Below are 19,817 nucleotides of genomic sequence, written 5' to 3' on the forward strand. Positions count from 1 at the left end.
TCAGCCGCCCGTGCCGGAGCCGGTGGTGCTCGAGCCGTCGATCGCGCCCGGGGTCTGCGTCGTCGTGCCGGCCTGAAACACCGAGCCGAGCAGCGTGCGCACCCAGTCGACCTGGGTGGTCTGGATGTCCTGGCTGATCGGCTGCCCGTCGGAGGTGGTCGGGGTGTCCGGCTGCCCGGTCACGAGGTAGCTCACCTCGCCGGGGAAGACGTAGTAGAGGCGGCCGCGGGCCTGCGCCTCGACGTAGGCCGGGTCGTCCCAGCGCGCGACCTGACCCTTGAGGTCGTCGACCGAGGTCTTCGCGTCGGAGACCTGGCTCTCGAGCTGCGCGATCTCCTGGCGCTGCTCGACGAACGTGCGGAGGCCCGGCGCGAGGATGACGAGCGCGGCCACCACGAGCAGCAGCATCGAGAACGCGAAGCCGGAGAGCCGGAAGCTGCGCAGCCATGCGGCCGCGCGGGTCTCCCCGTCCATCACCACCGGGACCCGCACGGTGCGCACTCGTCTGCTCATGTCGGGTCCGATGGTACGTGGCCGACCAGGACGACGCCCGGTACGCCGCGCGCCCGGGCGTGTGCGCACGGCGGGGTGTCGGCACCCCGCGGAACGCACGCGCCCGGGCGCGGCGGCTCCGTCTCGGACGGACTGCTTCGTGAAGCGCGGACTACTTCGTGAAGCGCGGGAACGCGGCTCGGCCGGCGTAGACCGCGGCCTCGCCGAGCTCCTCCTCGATGCGGAGCAGCTGGTTGTACTTCGCGACGCGCTCGGAGCGGGCCGGCGCGCCGGTCTTGATCTGGCCGGCATCCGTCGCGACCGCGAGGTCCGCGATCGTTGTGTCCTCGGTCTCGCCGGAGCGGTGGGAGAGGATCGCCGTGTAGCCCGAGCGCTGCGCGAGCGCGACGGCGTCGAGCGTCTCGGTCAGGGTGCCGATCTGGTTGACCTTGACGAGGATGCTGTTCGCGACGCCGAGGCCGATGCCCTTGGCCAGGCGCTCCGGGTTGGTGACGAACAGGTCGTCGCCGACGAGCTGCACCTTCGAGCCGAGGTCCTCGGTGATGGCGACGTAGGCGTCCCAGTCGTCCTCGGCCAGCGGGTCCTCGATGGTGACGAGCGGGTAGTCCGCGACGAGGCCGTCGTAGTAGGCGATGAGCTCGGTGCCCGAGAGCTCCTTGCCCTCGTACTTGTAGACGCCGTTCTCGAAGAACTCGGTCGACGCGACGTCGAGGCCGAGCGCGATGTCGGTGCCCGGCGTGAAGCCGGCCTTCTCGATGGAGGCGACGATGAAGTCGAGCGCCTCGCGCGCGGAGCCGAGGTCGGGGGCGAAGCCGCCCTCGTCGCCGAGGCCGGTCGCCTGGCCGGCCTTCTTCAGCTCGCCCTTGAGGGCGTGGTAGGTCTCGGCACCCCAGCGCAGCGCCTCGCGGAAGGTCGGCGCGCCGATCGGCAGGATCATGAACTCCTGGATGTCGATGCCGTTGTCGGCGTGCGCACCGCCGTTGATGATGTTCATCAGCGGCACCGGGAGGGTGTGGGCGTTCGGTCCGCCGAGGTAGCGGAACAGCGGCAGGTCGGCCGAGTCGGACGCGGCCTTCGCCACGGCGAGCGAGACGCCGAGGATCGCGTTCGCGCCGAGGCGTGACTTGTTCTCGGTGCCGTCGACGTTCTTCAGCTCGGCGTCGACGAGGCGCTGGTCGGAGGCCTCGAAGCCCTCGATGGCGGGGCCGAGCTCGTCGATGACGGCCTCGACGGCCTTCTCGACGCCCTTGCCCAGGTAGCGGTCCTTGTCGCCGTCGCGAAGTTCGTAGGCCTCGAAGGCGCCGGTGGACGCACCGGACGGGACTGCGGCACGCGCGACGGTGCCGTCATCGAGCAGGACCTCGACCTCGACGGTCGGGTTGCCTCGGGAGTCCAGGATCTCGCGGGCGCCGACGGCCTCGATTGCAGACACGGGATGTGCTCCTCAGTAGGGGGGTGGTGAACGGTCCGTAGCCTACTCGGGGCTCGGAAACCCGGAACTGCGGCAGAATGTCGCGACCGCGCCACGATGTTCGGCCGCATCCGCACCGATGCGCAGCATCGGTGGATGACCCCGACGAGACGGGGCGCTTCAGTCGAGCGGGCGCAGGCCGAGGTTGTCGGAGGTCGTCGCCGCGTCGACGAACGCGAACCTCGTGAAGCCGTCGGCCTTCAGCTGATCGAGCAGCCCGGTCACGTTCTTGGTTCGGCGGACGAGCCGGACGCGCGCATCCGTCGCGATGACCGCGGCCTTGAGCGCGACCAGCGCGGCCGGATCGAGCTCCGCGTCGTAGACGAGCGCGACGCCGCCCTCGCTCTCCTCGGCGGGCAGCTCGACGAGATCGACGAGCCGCTCGAACCCGAGCGAGAAGCCGGCCGCGGGCACGTCGGTGCCGAGGAAGCGGCCGACCATGCCGTCGTAGCGCCCGCCGCCGCCGATCGACGACGTGGACGACGGGTGCGAGACCTCGAAGATCGGGCCCGTGTAGTAGCCCATCCCCCGCACGAGGAACGGGTCGAACGTGAGCGGCACGGTCGTCACCTCGACGCCCCCGGCGCCGGAGGTCGTGCCGGCGGCGCGGGCGACGCCCTCGCCGATCGCGGCGAGCTCGGCGACGACGGCGGCATCCGGCTCTCCCGGCAGGAACTTGCGGATGGCCTTCTCGCCGAAGGGCAGGAACTCCATCGTGCGCGGCGTGCGGAAGTACGACTCGAGCGCGTCGACCGCGACCGGCTCCACGCCGCGCTCGCGCAGCTCGGCGACCACGCCGTCGTGGCCGACCTTGTCGAGCTTGTCGATCGTGATGAGCACCGAGTCGTGGCTGTCGGCCGGGAACCCGAGGGTGTCCAGCATCCCGATCAGCAGCCGCCGGTCGTTGATGCGGATGCCGGCGCCGTCGAGCCCGAGCGCACGCAGCGTTGCGAGGGTCGCGGTGATGAGCTCCATCTCGGCGATCGGGCCGGCCTCGCCGATGATGTCGATGTCGCACTGGATGAACTGGCGGTAGCGCCCCTTCTGCGGGCGCTCGGCGCGCCAGACCGGCGCGATCTGGATGGCGCGGAACACGGTCGGCAGCTCGCCGCGGTGACTGGCGTAGAAGCGGGTCAGCGGCACGGTGAGGTCGAAGCGCAGCCCGAGGTCCGCGAGATCGAGCGGCGACGCGGCCGCCCGCAGCTCCTCGTCGGCGACGCCGCGCTTGAGGATCGCGTAGCTCAGCTTCTCGTTGTCGCCGCCGAGCCCGGAGTTCAGCCGCGACCAGTCCTCGACGACGGGCGTCTCGATCTCGTCGAAGCCGTGCGCGCGGTAGCTGTCCCTGACGATGCGGAGCAGCCGCTCGCGGCGCGCCTTGTCGACGGGGAGGAAGTCCCGCATCCCGCGGGGAGGGTTCACCTGGGAGGCCATCGCCCACCATTCAAGCGGACGCGCGGCGCCTCCGGGTGCGGCCGCGTGCGTGCGCGGCGGCGGCGAGCTCGTCCGGCGTGACGGACGGCGAGGTCGCGAGCAGGTCGATCGGCGCGGTGACCGCCGCCGGCTCGAGCGCGCCGGCATCCGCCACCGCGATCTCCTCGACCGCGTCGCCGGACCGGTCGCTGCGCACGAGCGCGATGCCCGCCAGGATGAGGCCGCCGCCGGCGAGCTGCACCGGGGTCATCGCCTCGCCGAGCAGCAGCCAGGCGTAGACGGTGGCGACGACGACCTCGAGCAGGCCGAGGAACGACGCGAGGCGGCTGCCGAGCATCTCGCTCGCGGAGATCGAGGCGACGTAGGCGAACGCGGTGGCCACGACGCCGACGACGAGCAGCGGCACGAACCACGGCACCGTCGAGCCGAGCAGCTGGACGGAAGCGTCGCTCGTCGCGAACGGCACCACGCGGATGGCGCCGGCGAGCGCGAGCACCGCCGCGCCGACGAGGAGGCCGGACGACGCGAGCGCGACGGGCGGCAGGCCCTCGCTCGGCTTCGCGGCGATCACGAAGTAGCCGGCGCAGCAGAACATGGCGATGCCGGCGAAGATCAGGCCGAGCACGTCGCCGCCGCCGAGGGCGCTCGGCCCGACGACGAGCAGGAGCCCGGCGATCGCGACGCCGGACCCGGCGAGCACGACGCGCTTCGGCACTCGGCGGGTGCGGGCCCACGCCCAGGCGACGAGGGCGAGCGGGGCGAGGTACTCGACGAGGATCGCGGTGCCGACCGGGATGCGCTCGACGGCCGCGAAGTACGGCAGCTGCGTGCCGGCGACGCCGACGACACCCATCGCGAGCACGCGCCAGCGCGCCCGCCACAGCGCCGACCACCGTCCGCGCAGGCTCGCGGCCGCGATCGGGGCGAGCACGACGCCGCCGATGAGGGCGCGCAGGGTGACCGCGGCGGCGGGGCTCCAGCCGGCCTCGAGCAGCGGCTTGATGAGCGCCCCGGAGGCGCCGAACGTCAGGGCGGCGCCGATCGCGACCAGCATCCCCGTCGTCGCCCGTGCTCGCAGCATGCCCCGCTCCCTCCGCTGTCCGATGTCACGACCCATACTGCGCGACACCCCTGACATTAAGGCGTCGTCGAGTCAGGGGTCAATCACGCGGTAGACCCTGACGGCGTGTCGCGCGTCCCGACCCCCGGAACGCCGGCGGACACCCGACCTCCGCCGCATAATGGAGCGATCGGAAGGAGGCCGGGATGCGGTTCACCGACGACACGGAGGACGCGCTCGCGTTCGTCGCGGCGCTCGTCAACACGCGCGCGTCGGCCTCGGCGAGCGGCGACGACGAGCTCTCGAGCGCCGACCAGCTCGTCTGGCTGCTCGACGAGCACAGCTACTCCGGCCGGCGCGACGGCGACGAGAAGGAGCTCGACCAGGTGCGCGCGGCCCGCGCGCGGCTCGGCCGGTTCTGGACCGCGGGCGAGGTGGAGGCGGTCGACGAGATCAACCGGCTGCTCGCCTCCGCGAAGGCCGTGCCGCAGCTGGTGCGCCACGACAAGCTCGACTGGCACATCCACGCCACCGAGCCGGACGCCCCGCTGGCGCAGCGGATCGAGGTGGAGGCGTCGCTCGCGATCTCCGACGTCATCCGCGCCGACGCGCTGAACCAGCTGCGCACCTGCGAGGCGGACGGCTGCGACGGGGTGTTCATCGACCTCTCGCGCAACGGCTCGAAGCGGTTCTGCAGCCTCCGCTGCGGCAACCGGATGAACGTCAGCGCGTACCGCGAGCGGCAGGCTGCGGGCGACTGACCCACGGCGACGCGGCCATCCGCCGCCGGAACTCCGCGATGACCCCGCTGAACGCGGCGTCGACGCGCTCGACCTCGCCGGTGAGCAGCAGATCGAACTGCAGCCCGTAGACGAGGTCGATCATGATGCGCGCCTCGGCGCGGGCGACCTCGTCCGGGATGCCGAACGACTCGAGCGCCTCCGCGGCGATCCGCTGCCAGCCGAGGAAGGCCCGCCGCACCGACCCGCCGCCCTCGAGCGCCTCGACCATCGCCGCCTCGAACTCGAGCCGCTGCAGCTGGCGGGCTCGCGGTGTCAGGGTCGCCGTCCATGCCGCGCAGATGAGGTCGATCCACTCCTCGAGGCTGTCGCCGGCCCACACCCCGTGCGGCGCGACGACATCGAGCTGACGCCGCTCGATCGCGGCCACGATCTCCGCCATCAGCCCGGCCTTGGAGCCGAAGTGGTAGCTCAGGCTGTACGTGCTCACGCCGATGCCCTCCGCGACGGTGCGCAGGCTGATCGTGGCGAGCTGCTTGTCGAGGAGGTGATCGAGGATCAGCTCGAGCAGCTCGGGTTTGCGTGCGGGGTCGGGGCGTCGGGGCATCCGGTCTCCTGAGGGAATGCGGAGGTGTGCGGAGGAAGGGCGATCGGGTGCGGCGTTCGGGCGCCGTTCGCGGCAGATTACCAGCACGCTCGTTTTGATAAAGGTCGTCATGCCTTCTACCATGGGTCGCAGAGCGGATCGGGGGACCGCCGTGGCTGTTCCGCGGTGACCCCTGCCGCGCCTCTCCCCCTAGGCGCTGCGGCCGGCCTCGAGCCGCTCAGCGGACGTATCTGGGAAATGCGTCCGCGGCCCCGCGAGAGCGATCTCGCGAGGCTGCTCCCACTCCCGTGCCGCACAGCCCTTCGGGTGGGCTCGCGGACCGCGGGGGCGCGGGTGATGCCAGGGGGCGTCGCTCCGGGAGCGGGGTCCGCCATGCCGCGAGGTGTGGCGGATCTCCCGCCCAGGCCCCCGGGATGCCGGGGCCGGGTCAGCCGGCCGCGCGATCGGCCTCGGCCTCGCGGATCTCCGCCTTCAGCCCGCGGATGGCGCCGCGCAGCGCGCGCTCGGCATCCAGTCCGGCGCCGCGCGCGCCCACGACGAGCGCGAGCAGGGCGTGCCCGAGCTGCTCCTCGGAGTCGAACGACACCACCGCGGGCGGCTCGGCCGCGGCCGGCGCGACGCCGACCTTCGCCGCCCGCCCGAGCAGCTTGTCGGCGAGCGCGAGCGACGGCATCGCATCCGGGACCCCGTCGAGCACGCTCGTGCGCTCCGGCTTCTGCTGCGCCTTCCAGACGTCCCAGTTCGCGGCGACCGCGTCCGGGGTGTCGGCCACGACGCCCTCCCCGAACACGTGCGGGTGCCGGCCGACCATCTTCGCCGTCATGTGCGCGGCGACGTCCTCGATCGTGAACTCCCCCGCCTCCGCCGCGATGTCCGCGTGGAAGAGCACTTGGTAGAGCACGTCGCCGAGCTCCTCGACGAGCTCCGCGCGGTCGCCCGACTCGATCGCCTCCACCAGCTCGGCGGACTCCTCGACGAGGTACTGCACCAGGCTCGCGTGGGTCTGATCCCGATCCCAGGCGCAGCCGCCGGGCGCGCGGAGCAGCGCGAGCACGGCGATGAGCTCCTCGAGCTGCGGATGCGGGGCGAGCCGGTCGGGGGCGTGCGAGTCCATGCCGCCATCCTGCCCCGCAGTGCAGGATGGCGGCATGACCCGACGACTCATCTCCAGCGGCTCCGAGTTCGAGGAGCGCATCGGCTACTCCCGCGCGGTGGTGGCCGACGGACGCGTCGCGGTCTCCGGCACGACCGGCTTCGACTACGCCACCATGACCATCTCCGACGACCTCGCCGAGCAGACGGAGCAGGCTCTGCGGAACATCGCGGCGGCGCTCGAGCAGGCCGGGTCGTCGATGGCCGACCTCGTGCGGGTGCGCTACCTCGTCGTCGACGGCTCGCGGTTCGAGGAGTGCTGGCCCGTGCTGCGGCGCTGGCTCGGCGGCATCCGGCCCGCGGCGACCATGATGCAGGTGCCGCTGATGGATCCGCGGATGCTCATCGAGATCGAGGCGGACGCGGTGCTGCCGGCGCCCGGACCCGGGGTCATCCCGGCGTAGCGGAGCGGCGGAGACCGCCGGCGGATGCCTCAGGCCGGGTCGGCCGTCGGGGTCGCGCCGGTGCTCGGCGCCGTGGCGCGCTGGTCGCGCGGCATCGCGACGCCGGCCGCGAGCGTCAGCAGCGCGGCGATGAGCACGCCGAGGAAGACCGCGCCGCTGGCCTGGGTCATGCCCGGCACGCTCGACTCCGGGCGTCCGGCCAGCACGCCGTTCGCCACCGCGCCGAAGATCGCGACGCCGACGGCGCTGCCGATGGAGCGGGCGAACATGTTCGCGCCGGTGACGACGCCGCGGTCGGACCACTCCACGCTCGACTGCGCGGCGATGAGGCTCGGGGTCGCGACAAGTCCCATGCCCGCGCCGGTCACGAAGCACGCCGCCGCGACGAGCGCGATGGAGGGCGTCGACGACGCGGCGGCGAGCGTGAGCGTGCCGATCACGGCGAGCGCCATCCCCGTGAGCACGGTCGGGCGGAAGCCGAAGCGGAGGTAGAGCAGCCGTCCCGACAGGGTGGCGGCGATCGGCCAGCCGATCGTGAGGGCGGCGAGCGCGAGGCCGGCGACGAGCGGATCGGCCCCGGTCGTCCGCTCGAGGTAGGCCGGCACGTAGGAGGTGAGGCCGATGATCATCGCCCCGACGCCGAGGGAGAGCAGTGTGGTCGTCAGCAGCAGGCGGCGGCCGAGCACCCAGAGCGGCAGGATCGGCTCGGGCGCGCGGCGCTCGACCAGCACGAAGGCGACGAGCGCGAAGGCACCGGCCGCGAACACGGCGATGCTCGTCGGCGACGACCAGGCCCAGGCCTGTCCGCCCTCGAGCACGCCGAGGATGACGAGGGTCGATCCCGCGGTGAGCAGCGAGGCGCCGGCCCAGTCGATCCGGTGCCGCCGGCGCACCACCGACTCGGAGAACCCGCGCGTCAGCAGCACGGCCGCGAGGATGCAGAGCGGGATGTTGATGAAGAAGATGCCGCGCCAGAGGTGCAGCTGCGCGAACACGCCGCCGAGCGTCGGGCCGACGACCGACGAGATCGCCCAGACGCTCGCGAGGTAGCCCTGGGTCTTCGCGCGCTCCGCGACCGTGTAGATGTCGCCGGCGATCGTCATGGCCATGGGCTGCACGGCGCCGGCGCCGAGTCCCTGGACGGCGCGGAACGCGATGAGCGCCGGCATGCTCCAGGCGAAGCCGCAGAGGATCGAGCCGAGCAGGAACAGCGCGATGCCGGCCAGCATGATCGGCTTGCGGCCGATCGTGTCGGCGAGCTTGGAGTAGATCGGCACCGACACGGCCTGGCCGAGCAGGTAGATCGAGAACAGCCACGGGAACTGCGAGAAGCCGCCGATCTCGTCGACGATCGAGGGCACCGCGGTGGCGAGGATCGTCGCGTCGATGGCGATGAGCCCCGTCGAGAGCATCAGGGCCAGCAGCACGGGGCCGCGCTCGGAGCGCAGGCCGACACCATCCGTCACGCAGAGGGCCAAGCGGGTCGTCCAGCGATTCATTCCCGGATGTGAAGAATTCATGTCAGCGAATGACATGACTCGTGCTAGCGTGCCGATGTCACCCACTGACATCGACATCCGCCCCGCCGATCGCGACGGGGCACGAGGAGGAACCATGCGCGTGTTCATCACCGGAGCGTCCGGCTGGATCGGCTCCGCCGTCACCCCCGAGGTGCTGGCCCGCGGGCACCAGGTGGTCGGGCTCGCCCGATCCGCGGCGTCGGCCGACAGACTCCGCTCGCTCGGCGCCGAGGTCGCGGAGGGCGGGCTCGACGACCTCGACGTGCTGCGTCGCGGTGCCGCCGAGGCCGACGCCGTCATCCACCTGGCCAACAAGCACGACTACTCCGACATGGCGGAGATGAACCGCGCCGAGCGCGCGGCGGTCGAGACGATGCTCGGCGCGCTCGAGGGGTCGGGCAAGGGCTTCCTCGTCGCCTCCGGCGTCGCGCTCATCGCGCCCGGATCCCTCGCGACCGAGGACCAGGCGATCCCGTCACGCGGCCCCGAGGCCATGCGCGGCGGCACCGAGGCGCTCGCGATGGACTTCGCGGCGCGCGGCGTGCGGAGCATCGCGCTCCGCTTCGCGCCGACCGTGCACGGCGAGGGCGACCACGGCTTCATCCGGATGATCGCCGACGGCGCACGCCGCGCCGGCACGGTCGGCTACGTCGGCGACGGCGCGAACCGCTGGTCGGCCGTCAACGTCGCGGATGCCGGCGCCCTCGTCGCGCTCGCGCTCGAGGACGGCGCCGCGGGCACCGCGATCCACGCCGTCGGCGAGCAGGGCGTGACCGGACGCGAGATCGCCGAGGCGATCAGCCGCCGGCTCGGCCTGCCCGTCGAGTCCATCAGCGCGGAGGAGTCGGCCGAGCGGGCGGTGTTCGCGGGGCGGTTCTTCGGCATGGACATCCCGGCCTCGAACGACCTCACCCGCGAGCGCCTCGGCTGGGAGCCGACGCACCAGGGCCTCATCGCCGACATCGACGCGGGGTACTACACGTCCTGAGCCGATCGCTGCGGGGCTCGGCTCAGCCGGCGGGGCTCCGCGGCCACCAGGCCGGCACGAGCTGGTCGAACAGCTCGAGGAACGCGTCCTCGTTCCGCGGCGCGGCGAGCTCGAGCCAGGCGGCGAGCGCGCCGACGGCGCCGTGGGCGACGTAGCGGGCCGCGGCATCCGCGGCGAAGTCCGGGTCGACGCCGTCGAGGTGGATCGGCACGCGCACGCGGCGCTGGTCGAGCAGCTGCGCCGACGACACCCGGAAGTGCTCGGCGAGCATGCCGGGGAGGCCCGCCTCTCCCCCGTCGCCGTTGAGCTCGCGGCGGTAGATCCCGTCGTGGGCGGCGACGTGCCGCAGCACGTCGCGCGTCGTCATCCGCACCGCCGCCTCGATGCGCGTGCCCTCGTCGGCGAGGTGCTGCTCGCGGATGTCGTCGAGCTCGGAGCGCAGCGCGTCGCGCAGCAGGTCCGCCGGCGACTGGGCCCACTCGTAGAAGGTCGACCGGTGCACGCCCGCGTCCTTCGCGACCTCGGTCGCCGTGACGCGCCCGATCGGCCGCTCGGCCGCGAGCTTCGTGATCGTGCCGTAGAGACTCGCCCGCGTGCGTCGCTGCCTCGCGTCCATCGTCGCCTTCTTCCCCGTGCCGCCGGTGGGGCCGGCGTCCGCGTGGCCCCGAGTCTAGGGACGCCGCCGCCCTCACGGCACCTGTCGGCTCCAGGGGTGCGCGCGAGCGGCTGGACAGGAGTACGCTTCTCGCGGATATCCGGCACTCGTCGGATTTATGCACTGCCCGCCTCGACGCCGTCCGACGCCCCCGCCGCGGGCCCGAACGAATCGAGAACCCCATGCCCGTCTACGACGTCTCCGAGCGCTCCGCGATCGTCACCGGAGGCGGATCCGGCATCGGCCGCGCCGTCGCCCGCACGCTCGCCGCGAGCGGCGCCGCCGTGCTCGTCGCCGACCTCAAGCCCGAGTCGGCCGAGGCCGTCGTCGCCGAGATCACCGCCGCCGGCGGCACCGCCGCCGCGTTCGTCGGCGACATCTCCGACCCCGCCGTCGTCGAGGCCTCGATCGCGGCCGCCGAGCAGCTCGCGCCGCTCCGCATTGCCGTGAACAACGCCGGCATCGGCGGCGCGTCGGCTCCCGTCGGCGAGTACCCGCTCGACAGCTGGCGCAAGGTCATCGACGTCAACCTCACCGCGGTGTTCTACGGCCTCCGCTTCCAGATCCCGGCCATGGTCGCCCACGGCGGCGGCTCCATCATCAACATGGCGTCGGTGCTCGGCAGCGTCGGCATCCCGAACTCCTCGGCGTACGTCACCGCCAAGCACGGCCTGCTCGGACTCACGAAGAACGCCGCGCTCGAGTACGGCGCCGACAAGGTGCGCGTCAACGCGGTCGGCCCGGGCTTCATCCAGACCCCGCTCGTCGACGCGAACCTCGACGACGCGACCAAGGCGGCCCTCGAGCAGCAGCACGCCCTCGGACGCCTCGGCCAGCCGGACGAGGTCGCCGCGCTCGTCGCGTTCCTCGCCTCCGACGCCGCCTCGTTCATCACCGGCAGCTACCACCTCGTCGACGGCGGCTACGCCGCGCACTAGGTCGCCCCGCTCGGGTGGCTGAGCCGCCCTTCGGATGGCTGAGCCTGTCGAAGCCCCGCGCCCTCCGCATGATCCGAGCACGACGCCGACCGATCCGGCTTGCCGGGGGAAGCATTCCCTCCGCACCCCGATCGGGTCGGCGCAGTGCTCGGGTCGACGGACAGAGCGGCGGAGATCCCGGCCAGCAGGCCGCAGATCGCGTCCACGACCCCGGATCCTCCGCGGTTCTGCACGGATGCGGCGGGCACCGAGCCGACTGTCGCCCGCGCCTGACACCCTGGAGGCATGACGGACTCCGCGGCCCCGCCCGCCTCGACCAGGACCGCCGCGCTCGACGCCCTGCGCTCACTCGTCGGCCGCGACGACGCCGACTTCCACGAAGGCCAGTTCGAGGCGATCTCCGCGCTCGTCGACGACCGGCGCCGCGCGCTCGTCGTGCAGCGCACCGGCTGGGGCAAGTCCGCCGTCTACTTCGTCGCCACCCTCCTGCTGCGGCGGGCAGGCGCGGGTCCGACGATCCTGGTGTCGCCGCTCCTCGCCCTCATGCGCGACCAGGTCGCCGCGGCGGCGCGCGCCGGCGTGCGTGCGGCGTCGATCGACTCCAGCAATCAGCACGAGTGGGACGACATCCGCGCCCGCCTCGCGCACGACGACCTCGACGTGCTGCTCGTGTCGCCGGAGCGGCTCAACAACCCCGCGTTCCGCGAGGAGCAGCTGCCCGAGCTCATCCGCCGCACCGGGCTCGTCGTCATCGACGAGGCGCACTGCATCTCCGACTGGGGCCACGACTTCCGCCCCGACTACCGGCGGCTGCGCGATCTCGTGGCGGGGCTGCCGACCTCCGTCCCGGTGCTCGCGACGACGGCGACCGCGAACGCGCGGGTCGTCGCGGATGTCGCCGAGCAGCTCGATGCGGCCGGGCACCCCGACGGCCGACCCGCCGACACCCGGCTCGCGGACAGCGGGCCGGCCGACGGTGCGGCGACGGCGGACGGCGTCCTCACCATCCGGGGCCCGCTCGCGCGCCGCTCGCTCCGCCTCGGCGTGCTGCGGCTGCCCGACCAGGCGACTCGCCTGGGCTGGCTGCTCGAGCACGTCGGCGAGCTGCCCGGCTCCGGCATCATCTACACGCTGACGGTGTCGGCCGCCGAGGACACGGCCCGGCTGCTCCGCGAGGCGGGCCACGACGTGCTCGCCTACACCGGTCAGACCGACACGGCGGAGCGGCAGGCGGCCGAGGTCGCCCTCAAGCGCAACGAGGTGAAGGCGCTCGTCGCGACGAGCGCCCTCGGGATGGGCTTCGACAAGCCGGACCTCGGCTTCGTGCTGCACCTCGGCGCGCCGAGCTCGCCCGTCGCGTACTACCAGCAGGTCGGCCGCGCCGGCCGCGCGACCGACTCCGCGGACGTGCTGCTGCTCCCCGGCACCGAGGACGAGGCGATCTGGGAGTACTTCGCCACGGCGAGCATGCCGACGCAGGATCGGGCGGAGGCCGTCCTCCGCGAGCTGTCCCGCGACGAGCCGACGTCGACGCCCGCGCTCGAGGCGCTCGTCGACGTGAAGCGCAGCCGGCTCGAGCTGCTGCTCAAGGTGCTCGACGTGGACGGCGCCGTGCGGCGAGTGCGCGGCGGCTGGGTCGCGACCGGCGAGCCCTGGACCTACGACGCGGAGCGCTACGAGCGGATCGCCCAGGCCCGCAGGGCCGAGCAGCAGTCGATGCTCGACTACGAGGCGCTCGCCGCCGGCAGCGGTCCGGAGTCGTGCCGGATGGCGTTCCTCCAGCGCGCGCTCGACGACGAGACCGCCGAGCCGTGCGGACGCTGCGACGCGTGCACCGAGGCCTGGTACCCGACGGAGGTGCTCGGCGAGGGCCGGGACGCCGCGGCCGGCGCGCTCCGCAGGGTCGGCGTGCCGATCGAGGCGCGCAAGCAGTGGCCGGTCGGCGCGGACGCCCGCGGCGTCCAGGTCAAGGGCAACCTCAAGCCGGCCGAGCGCGCCGAGGAGGGCCGCGCGATCGCCCGGCTCACCGACCTCGGCTGGGGCGGTCCGCTGCGCGAGCTCTTCGCGCCGACGACCCCGGACGCCCCCGTGCCGCAGCCGATCCTCGACGCCGCGGTGTCGGTCCTCCGGGACTGGGGCTGGGCCGAGCGCCCAGTGGGCGTCGTCGCGATGCCGAGCACGACGCATCCGCAGCTGGTCGCGTCGATCGCGGCGGGACTCGCGTCCATCGGACGGCTCCCCCTCCTCGGCACGATCTCGCGCACGGGCGAGGGGCCGCCCACGGGTGCGGGCGGACCGAGTGCGTTCCGCCTGGCCGGAGTGTGGGACGCCTTCCACGTCGGTCCGGAGCTCTCGGCGGCGCTGGCGGCGGCGTCCGGACCGGTGCTGCTGGTGGACGACATCGCCGACAGCCGCTGGACCCTCACGGTCGCGAGCCGTCTCCTGCGGGAGGCCGGAGCGGATGCGGTCCTGCCGCTCACCCTGGCGCTCCGCGCCTGACGCGCTCTGGACGAGAGCCCGCTGGCTGAGTAGCGACGACGGAGCGTATCGAAGCCGGTCGTCCTCGAATCGCCGAGCGGATCGCGCCGGATGGCTGAGCCTGTCGAAGCCGGTCGTCCTCGAATCGCTGAGCGGACCGCGCCGGATGGCTGAGCCTGTCGAAGCCCCGTGCTCATCGGCCGGCTGAGCCTGTCGAAGCCCGGCCCGCGCACCCCGCCGGCTGAGGAGGGCCGCCAGGCCCGTCTCGAAGCCTCACGCGCGCAGACCCGAGGCTTCGAAGCCGCGCGAAGCCGGCGTGGCGCTAGCGCGCCTCCTCGGCCACCGGGTGCGCCGACGCCTCCCGCCGGAGCAGCCGAGCGACCCCCGGCAGCACCTCCGCCGCCGGTCCCGACAGCCCGCACTCCATCGCGAGCCAGCCGTCGTACCCGATGCCCTCGAGCGCGTCGAGCGTGTCGTCCCAGTCGTAGTGCCCGTTGCCGGGCTCGAGCCGCCCGGAGTCCCCGAGCTGCACGTGCTCGATCCGCGCCCCGGCGGCCCGGATGGCCGCCCCGATCGACGTCTCCTCGATGCCCATGTGGTACGTGTCGGCGATGACCGCGACCGCGGGTGAGGCGACCTCCTCGACCACCGAGACGGCATCCGCGAGCGTGTTGATCAGGTAGTCCTCGTAGCGATTCAGCGGCTCGAGGTAGACCTTCGCGCCGACCCGCTCGCCGTGCTCGCCGAGCTCGCCCAGCGCATCCACCAGCGCCGCGCGCGACGCCGCGCGCTCGCGCGGCGGACGGAACGGCGGCAGCGCGGTGCTGAACACGGCGAACCCGTTCGGCATCACCAGCCCGGCGGCGCCCGCGATCGGGAGCGTCTCGAGGATGACCTTGACCTCGTCGATCGCCGCGCGGCGCCGGTCGGGGTCGAAATCGCCGACGAACAGGGGCGTGTGCGCGACCGCGCTCGGCATCACGACACCGGCATTCCGTGCACGCGCCAGCTCGGATGCCCGCGCCGCGAACTTCCCGTCCCCCTGCGCGCCGAGCTCGATCCCGTCGAACCCGGCCGCGAGCGCCGCCTCGAACCGCTCCTCGAGCGTCGATCCGTGGAGCGTGGACTCCTGTGCGGCGAGCTTCCAGCGGACCCCGGTCGAGCCTCCCGTCGTCACGACGCGTCCTCGTCGTCCACCCGGAGCACGACCTGCATGGCCTCCTGCGGACGCTCGTCGAGCATCCGGAACGCCTCCGGCGCCTCGGACAGCGGCACCTCGTGCGAGATGAGCGACGTCGCGTCGAGACGGCCGTCGACCATGAGCTGCACCGCGGTCGACGCGAGCCGGTACTCGTCCCAGCGGTGGCGCAGCACGGGCGCGACGCCCGAGATCTGCGACGCGATCACGGCGACCCGGTTGTGGTGGAACTCCTCGCCGAGCCGCAGCCCCGCGCCCTCGCCCTGCATGAAGCCGGCAGCGCAGACGCGGGAGCTGTAGGCGACCGAGCGGATCGCCTCGTGCAGCGCGCGGTAGTTGCCGGTGACCTCCAGGCAGACGTCCGCACCGCGTCCGTCGGTCATCTCGCGGATGCGCTCCGCCACGTTCCCCTCGGACGCGTCGAGCACGTGGTGCGCTCCCAGCCGCGTCGCGAGCTCCCGGCGCTCGGCGATGCCGTCGACGGCGATGACCCGGCCGCCGTTGAGCCGGGCGATCTGGGCGACGAGCTGCCCGGGAACGCCGAGGCCGAACACGGCGACGGTCTCGCCGACGTGGATGTCGGCGTCGAGCGTCACGTTGAGGGCGATCGCGCCGATCTGGCTGAAGATGCCGATGCGCGGGTCGGCATCCGCCGGCAGGATCTTCCGCGCCGCGCGCTCCGCCTTCTGGATCGTCTCCGTGCGGTGTCCCCAGGTGCCCCAGATGACGTCGCCGACCGCGGGCGCGGTCACGTCCGGAGCGACCTCGACGACGCGGCCGACCTCCTCGTAGCCCCAGCCGTCGACCGGGTACTCGAACGAGGTCGAGCCGTCGACGAACAGGCGGCGGCCCTCATCCCATCGCTTGTTGAGGTACGGGTTGCTGCCGCGGTAGGCGGTCAGCTCGGTGCCGGCCGAGATGCCGGAGAAGAGGGTGCGGATGCGCACCTCCCCCGCCTCGAGCGCGCGCGGCGCCTCCTCGACGACCTGCGCCTCGCGCGGGGCGGTGAAGCTGACCATGGATCCCACGGGGACTCCCTCTCTGTTCGAGGTGAACAGGCTGCTCGACGGTGAACGGGGCGGTCGCGCCGCCGGTGAATCCTGAACGTACACCAAGTTTGGGCGGATCCGGGATACAGTCCGGGCATGGCAGATCGGGGTCCCTACGCAAAGGGCGTCGCGCGCCGGCAGGAGATCCTGCGCAGCACGCTCGACGTGTTCGCGACCCTCGGCTCCGGCAAGGCGTCGATGGCGGCGATCGCCCGCCACGTCGGCGTGAGCCCTGCACTGCTGCAGTACTACTTCTCGACCCGCGACGACCTGCTCCGCGAGGTCATCGAGGAGTGGGACCGCGACCACGCGCGTCGTGGCGAGGGCCTCACCCATTTCGCGGATTGGCTGCAGGGCACGCGGCTGAACATGGAGACGCCGGGCCTCATCCACCTCTACATGACGGCGGTGGTGGAGGCGACGGACCCGGAGCACCCGGCGCGGGAGTTCTACGCAGAGCGCTACCGGGACCTGACGCCCGCGATCGTCGCGGAGGTCGAACGGCAGCAGGCGGTCGGGAACGTGCCGGCGTCGCTCGACGCGTCGCGGGTGACACGCGTGCTGCTGGCGACGATCGAGGGGCTGCAGATCCGATGGCTGCACGAGCCGGACTTCGACCTCGCGGCGGAGTTCCTGTTCGCGATCGAGGCGTTCGGGGTGCGGGTGCCGGAGCTGGCTGCCGCCGACTCAACGAAGAGTCAGGATCGTTCCGAATAGAGCGGGTGGGCCGCCGCCCATCGATCCGGGCGCTCCGTCAAGTACTGAGCCAGCCCGAAGAGGTCCGAGTAGATCGACGAGGCCCCATAGCCGTAGCGCCGCTCCAGCTGGTTGCGGATCTCCTCTTTCGCATCGATCGAGATCCGGAAGGTGAACACCGGGGCAGCTTCCGGAGCGAGCGTGCCAGCGCGTTGATGCGTCAGCTTCAGTGGGATCGAGCCGAAATCACGCATCTCCTCCGCAGACCACCACGTCTCCTGGTCAGGAGCGCGTCGGCCGAACGCATGCTCGCTTCTGGGCACATCGATCGGGACTCCGTCGATCAGGAATCCCGCGCTCTGCGCGCTGATGCGTGAGTCGTAGGCCGGTGGTCGCCAGAATCGACGACCGGTTCCAGTCCCCCACTTGTTCCGCCGCCGGGCCGAATCGTCTGCATTCGTCCGCGCATGCCAATACGGGTAGCGACCACCCCAGTTCGCGTTCAGCCGCACATCGCGCTCCGGCGTCACGAAGGCGAACAGCCGCGCCTCGGTCTCGTCGACGGTCAACCTCTGCTCGGTCGCGAACCACAAAGCGACGAGCGGGCTCTCCGAGACGTCGAGCAACCGGGTGGGGCCGCCGAGGTGCTGCAGACGAGCGAACGTCTCCAGCGCGCCCATTCCGTCGAAGCGCCAACGCTCGCGAGCAAGATGGATGATCCGACTCTCCGCTGCCACCATCTGATCCTCAGTCGGAGCGTGCCCGCCCGACGCAGACTTCAGGTGACGGAACAACGAGCTCTCGACTCCCCAACGGGCATCGCGGGCTCCGCGCCACAGCAACCGCTGCTGCGGATACCTCTCAGTGAGGACGTTCACCGCGTTCTGCGCACCGGCCCAGGAAGAGATCGTGTCTTCCCATGGGCGGTAGAACTCGTCAGGTGAGGCCATGTGTGATCATCCCTCCCACGCGAACCGGGACCGCGCGGCGGCGTCGGCGATGCGTGCGTCGTCGGTCAGGACGAACACGCGGTCGGTGGCCCGTGACGCGCCGGCGAAGAGCACACGAGCGAGATGAGTGTTCTCGGCGGCGATATCGGTGAGGACCACGCACGGCGCCTCCATTCCCTTGAACTCGTGGATTGTGCCCCAGCGGATGCGCGATCGGTCCCGTATGTCGTCGCCCAGACGTCCGGTGAGCCCGGGTGTCCGATCGCCGATGGCGCGTCGCGCGGCGCTGTCCCGGATCGCGCTCAGCACGACGATGTCTTTGACTGTGTGCCCCTCGGCGAACGCGGACTCGATAGCGTTGCGGAGAAGACTCTGCTGCTCCGCCCGATCGCTGAAGGGCAGCACCGTGACTGACCGGATCGGATCGTCGGATCGGCGGAAGTCAGAGTAGACGTCGCCGTCGCTGATGAGACGCTCCGCCCATCCGCCCACCTCAGGCGTATTGCGGCAGTTCACGTTCAGCGTCAGCGGAGTGTGCGCGGCAAGCACTCGCTCGAAGGCCGCCCGCGTGTCCCCGGACCGATAGATGTTCTGCCACTCGAAGTCGCCGCACACGATGACACGGCCGTGAGCCAACCCGCGGACGACCATGCAATCGAGGAACTCGAGCGTCGAGTCCTCCGCGAGATCCTGCGCCTCGTCGACGATCAGCGTGTCGAACGGCGCGTCGAACTCGTTCGACATGACCAGTTCGAGCGCCGCGTCGGGCAGGGTCGTCCCGTAGAACTCGGGTTGACCTTGGGACGAAGCCGCCGGCAGCGGAACACCGGCGACCTCGGACATCAGCCGATGTACGCGCGCCACGTGGATCCGCGGGTCGTCGGCCAGCACCTCGATGAGGTGCTCTTCGATGAGGCGGTTGAAGGCAGTGAGCAGAACGCGCTCTCCGCGACCGGCGGCACGGCGCGCGGCCTCCATCGCGACGAAGGTCTTCCCGGAGCCCGCCGGCCCCTCGATGAGCAGCCGATCGGCTCGCGTGACGGCGTCGAGGATCCTGACCTGCTCGGCGGTGAAGCGCGCCTGCTCATCGCCGCGCCGCCGCCGGAGCTCGGCCGGGGAGACCTCGGCGACGAACCACGGCTCGAGCGCGGAGACGAGCTGCTCGACTTTGGCGGCATCCAGTGCGTGATCGACGGAACGGAACGCCGTCGTCACGGCGAGATGTTCGGCCGCTCGCGACAACGCGCGACGCACCGCCGTGGCCGGCGCGGTCCGCACGTCCGCGGAGTCGAGCAGCTCCCAGCGCTGCCATCCCATGGACTCCGGAAAACGCTCCTTCGCCACCGACGGAAACCAGACCGCATGCCACACCGGGAACCCGATCAGCGGGACGCCATGGTTCTCGAGGTATTCCACGACGGCGTGCTTCGCGCGACTCGCCTGCCCGAACGGGCTGCGGATCGTCCATTCGTTGGCGCCGAGCTTCCAGCGCCCCTCGCCGTCGGCCTCGATCCGGTCGTGCGACTTGACCTCGATCACGAGCACGCCGACACCGGGAGCGATCACGACGAAGTCGGCCTCGCCCTCGGACTGATCTGGATGCCGCCCGAGCCCGAGCGAATGGAAGGCGACCCAGTCGTCTGTTCCTCCCGCGTCCCGAAGCGCCTCGAAGACGGCGACCTCGCCGGGTGGTGCGTCATCACCCACGACATCGGGGATCATTCTGGCCATGGACCTGACGTTAGGTCACGTCACTGACAACGCCGTAGCCCCCATTCATCTGGTCGATACTTCGCTGCGGCGGCTACCGCCGTTCTCGATCCTGTCCGGTAGGGCGATGCAGGGCCGCGTGGAGATCTGCGTCGAGTGCCCCCAGGTGTAGCCGCCCGACCAGAACCGCAACGCGGGACCGGCGATCGGCTGGTCGAGCGCAGTAGCGGCGACGAGCGGGCGAGCGGTGGGTGGAA

General features: G+C 72.1%; 18 protein-coding genes. 6 read left to right on the forward strand and 12 right to left on the reverse strand.

Annotation, left to right across the window (positions count from 1 at the left end):
* From AC1RSJ_RS11005 to AC1RSJ_RS11020, 4 genes are all read right to left on the reverse strand, one after another.
* The gene (locus tag AC1RSJ_RS11005; protein WP_493118423.1) at positions 1 to 513 is read right to left on the reverse strand and encodes an FtsB family cell division protein; all 513 of its coding nucleotides are present in this window, start codon (positions 511 to 513) and stop codon (positions 1 to 3) included.
* Positions 514 to 664: 151 nt separating this feature from the next.
* Complete coding sequence (eno, locus tag AC1RSJ_RS11010) at positions 665 to 1,945, reverse strand: phosphopyruvate hydratase (protein ID WP_493118424.1); 1,281 nt, start codon at positions 1,943 to 1,945, stop codon at positions 665 to 667.
* Between the two features lie 159 nt (positions 1,946 to 2,104).
* A complete protein-coding gene (locus AC1RSJ_RS11015; RefSeq protein ID WP_493118425.1) occupies positions 2,105 to 3,385 on the reverse strand; it encodes a histidine--tRNA ligase in 1,281 nt (426 codons plus the stop codon).
* Between the two features lie 40 nt (positions 3,386 to 3,425).
* Positions 3,426 to 4,496: an EamA family transporter gene (locus AC1RSJ_RS11020; RefSeq protein ID WP_493118426.1), complete on the reverse strand. Its 1,071-nt coding sequence runs from the start codon at positions 4,494 to 4,496 to the stop codon at positions 3,426 to 3,428.
* 185 nt (positions 4,497 to 4,681) lie between these two features.
* Between AC1RSJ_RS11020 and AC1RSJ_RS11025 the strand changes: the two genes are divergently transcribed.
* Positions 4,682 to 5,236, forward strand: a complete 555-nt coding sequence (locus tag AC1RSJ_RS11025) for a CGNR zinc finger domain-containing protein (protein ID WP_493118427.1) — start codon at positions 4,682 to 4,684, stop codon at positions 5,234 to 5,236.
* Here the strand turns inward: AC1RSJ_RS11025 and AC1RSJ_RS11030 are convergent.
* Together AC1RSJ_RS11030 and AC1RSJ_RS11035 are read right to left on the reverse strand one after the other, a co-directional pair.
* Positions 5,199 to 5,822: a TetR/AcrR family transcriptional regulator gene (locus AC1RSJ_RS11030; protein WP_493118428.1), complete on the reverse strand. Its 624-nt coding sequence runs from the start codon at positions 5,820 to 5,822 to the stop codon at positions 5,199 to 5,201. The genes AC1RSJ_RS11025 and AC1RSJ_RS11030 overlap by 38 nt on opposite strands.
* Positions 5,823 to 6,249: 427 nt before the next feature.
* Positions 6,250 to 6,936 (reverse strand): MazG family protein, encoded by a 687-nt coding sequence (locus AC1RSJ_RS11035; RefSeq protein WP_493118429.1) that lies wholly within the window; start codon positions 6,934 to 6,936, stop codon positions 6,250 to 6,252.
* A 34-nt stretch (positions 6,937 to 6,970) separates the two neighbouring features.
* Here AC1RSJ_RS11035 and AC1RSJ_RS11040 point away from each other — a divergent pair, with 34 nt between their 5' ends.
* Entirely contained in the window at positions 6,971 to 7,378 is a 408-nt protein-coding gene (locus AC1RSJ_RS11040) for a RidA family protein (protein ID WP_493118430.1), read from the forward strand.
* Positions 7,379 to 7,407: 29 nt separating this feature from the next.
* On the opposite strand, the gene AC1RSJ_RS11045 is transcribed toward AC1RSJ_RS11040, so the two are convergent.
* Positions 7,408 to 8,877, reverse strand: a complete 1,470-nt coding sequence (locus tag AC1RSJ_RS11045; RefSeq protein ID WP_493118431.1) for an MFS transporter — start codon at positions 8,875 to 8,877, stop codon at positions 7,408 to 7,410.
* A 115-nt stretch (positions 8,878 to 8,992) separates the two neighbouring features.
* Here AC1RSJ_RS11045 and AC1RSJ_RS11050 point away from each other — a divergent pair, with 115 nt between their 5' ends.
* A complete protein-coding gene (locus AC1RSJ_RS11050) occupies positions 8,993 to 9,886 on the forward strand; it encodes an SDR family oxidoreductase (RefSeq protein WP_493118432.1) in 894 nt (297 codons plus the stop codon).
* Positions 9,887 to 9,908: 22 nt separating this feature from the next.
* Here the strand turns inward: AC1RSJ_RS11050 and AC1RSJ_RS11055 are convergent, their stop codons facing one another.
* A complete protein-coding gene (locus AC1RSJ_RS11055; RefSeq protein WP_493118433.1) occupies positions 9,909 to 10,502 on the reverse strand; it encodes a TetR/AcrR family transcriptional regulator in 594 nt (197 codons plus the stop codon).
* A gap of 221 nt (positions 10,503 to 10,723) precedes the next feature.
* Between AC1RSJ_RS11055 and AC1RSJ_RS11060 the strand changes: the two genes are divergently transcribed.
* Complete coding sequence (locus tag AC1RSJ_RS11060; protein WP_493118434.1) at positions 10,724 to 11,479, forward strand: SDR family NAD(P)-dependent oxidoreductase; 756 nt, start codon at positions 10,724 to 10,726, stop codon at positions 11,477 to 11,479.
* Positions 11,480 to 11,764: 285 nt separating this feature from the next.
* On the forward strand, positions 11,765 to 13,978 hold the full coding sequence (locus tag AC1RSJ_RS11065; RefSeq protein ID WP_493118435.1) for a RecQ family ATP-dependent DNA helicase: 2,214 nt from the start codon (positions 11,765 to 11,767) through the stop codon (positions 13,976 to 13,978).
* 301 nt (positions 13,979 to 14,279) lie between these two features.
* On the opposite strand, the gene AC1RSJ_RS11070 is transcribed toward AC1RSJ_RS11065, so the two are convergent.
* Positions 14,280 to 15,134, reverse strand: coding sequence for a sugar phosphate isomerase/epimerase family protein (locus AC1RSJ_RS11070; RefSeq protein ID WP_493118436.1), 855 nt, complete (start codon positions 15,132 to 15,134; stop codon positions 14,280 to 14,282).
* Complete coding sequence (locus AC1RSJ_RS11075; RefSeq protein WP_493118466.1) at positions 15,131 to 16,174, reverse strand: zinc-binding dehydrogenase; 1,044 nt, start codon at positions 16,172 to 16,174, stop codon at positions 15,131 to 15,133. Before AC1RSJ_RS11075 ends, AC1RSJ_RS11070 begins: the two co-directional genes overlap by 4 nt.
* A gap of 126 nt (positions 16,175 to 16,300) precedes the next feature.
* On the opposite strand from AC1RSJ_RS11075, the gene AC1RSJ_RS11080 reads away from it, so the two are divergent.
* Entirely contained in the window at positions 16,301 to 16,921 is a 621-nt protein-coding gene (locus AC1RSJ_RS11080) for a TetR/AcrR family transcriptional regulator (protein WP_493118437.1), read from the forward strand.
* Here AC1RSJ_RS11080 and AC1RSJ_RS11085 read toward each other — a convergent pair.
* Entirely contained in the window at positions 16,903 to 17,850 is a 948-nt protein-coding gene (locus AC1RSJ_RS11085) for an FRG domain-containing protein (RefSeq protein WP_493118438.1), read from the reverse strand. The two genes, AC1RSJ_RS11080 and AC1RSJ_RS11085, sit on opposite strands and share 19 nt — an antisense overlap.
* Positions 17,851 to 17,856: 6 nt before the next feature.
* Positions 17,857 to 19,581, reverse strand: a complete 1,725-nt coding sequence (locus AC1RSJ_RS11090; RefSeq protein ID WP_493118439.1) for a nuclease-related domain-containing DEAD/DEAH box helicase — start codon at positions 19,579 to 19,581, stop codon at positions 17,857 to 17,859.
* Positions 19,582 to 19,817: the final 236 nt, after the last annotated feature.

The sequence above is a fragment of the Schumannella sp. GW821-FHT10F01 genome (assembly GCF_058809295.1).

Excerpts from the sequence above, each read along its gene's own strand:
- AC1RSJ_RS11005 (WP_493118423.1), bottom strand. The coding sequence starts at position 513 with ATGAGCAGACGAGTGCGCACCGTGCGGGTCCCGGTGGTGATGGACGGG.
- AC1RSJ_RS11015 (WP_493118425.1), bottom strand. The coding sequence starts at position 3,385 with ATGCGGGACTTCCTCCCCGTCGACAAGGCGCGCCGCGAGCGGCTGCTC.
- AC1RSJ_RS11020 (WP_493118426.1), bottom strand. The coding sequence starts at position 4,496 with ATGCTGCGAGCACGGGCGACGACGGGGATGCTGGTCGCGATCGGCGCC.
- AC1RSJ_RS11025 (WP_493118427.1), top strand. The coding sequence starts at position 4,682 with ATGCGGTTCACCGACGACACGGAGGACGCGCTCGCGTTCGTCGCGGCG.
- AC1RSJ_RS11030 (WP_493118428.1), bottom strand. The coding sequence starts at position 5,822 with ATGCCCCGACGCCCCGACCCCGCACGCAAACCCGAGCTGCTCGAGCTG.
- AC1RSJ_RS11035 (WP_493118429.1), bottom strand. The coding sequence starts at position 6,936 with ATGGACTCGCACGCCCCCGACCGGCTCGCCCCGCATCCGCAGCTCGAG.
- AC1RSJ_RS11040 (WP_493118430.1), top strand. The coding sequence starts at position 6,971 with ATGACCCGACGACTCATCTCCAGCGGCTCCGAGTTCGAGGAGCGCATC.
- AC1RSJ_RS11045 (WP_493118431.1), bottom strand. The coding sequence starts at position 8,877 with ATGAATCGCTGGACGACCCGCTTGGCCCTCTGCGTGACGGATGGTGTC.
- AC1RSJ_RS11050 (WP_493118432.1), top strand. The coding sequence starts at position 8,993 with ATGCGCGTGTTCATCACCGGAGCGTCCGGCTGGATCGGCTCCGCCGTC.
- AC1RSJ_RS11055 (WP_493118433.1), bottom strand. The coding sequence starts at position 10,502 with ATGGACGCGAGGCAGCGACGCACGCGGGCGAGTCTCTACGGCACGATC.
- AC1RSJ_RS11060 (WP_493118434.1), top strand. The coding sequence starts at position 10,724 with ATGCCCGTCTACGACGTCTCCGAGCGCTCCGCGATCGTCACCGGAGGC.
- AC1RSJ_RS11065 (WP_493118435.1), top strand. The coding sequence starts at position 11,765 with ATGACGGACTCCGCGGCCCCGCCCGCCTCGACCAGGACCGCCGCGCTC.
- AC1RSJ_RS11075 (WP_493118466.1), bottom strand. The coding sequence starts at position 16,174 with ATGGTCAGCTTCACCGCCCCGCGCGAGGCGCAGGTCGTCGAGGAGGCG.
- AC1RSJ_RS11080 (WP_493118437.1), top strand. The coding sequence starts at position 16,301 with ATGGCAGATCGGGGTCCCTACGCAAAGGGCGTCGCGCGCCGGCAGGAG.
- AC1RSJ_RS11085 (WP_493118438.1), bottom strand. The coding sequence starts at position 17,850 with ATGGCCTCACCTGACGAGTTCTACCGCCCATGGGAAGACACGATCTCT.
- AC1RSJ_RS11090 (WP_493118439.1), bottom strand. The coding sequence starts at position 19,581 with ATGGCCAGAATGATCCCCGATGTCGTGGGTGATGACGCACCACCCGGC.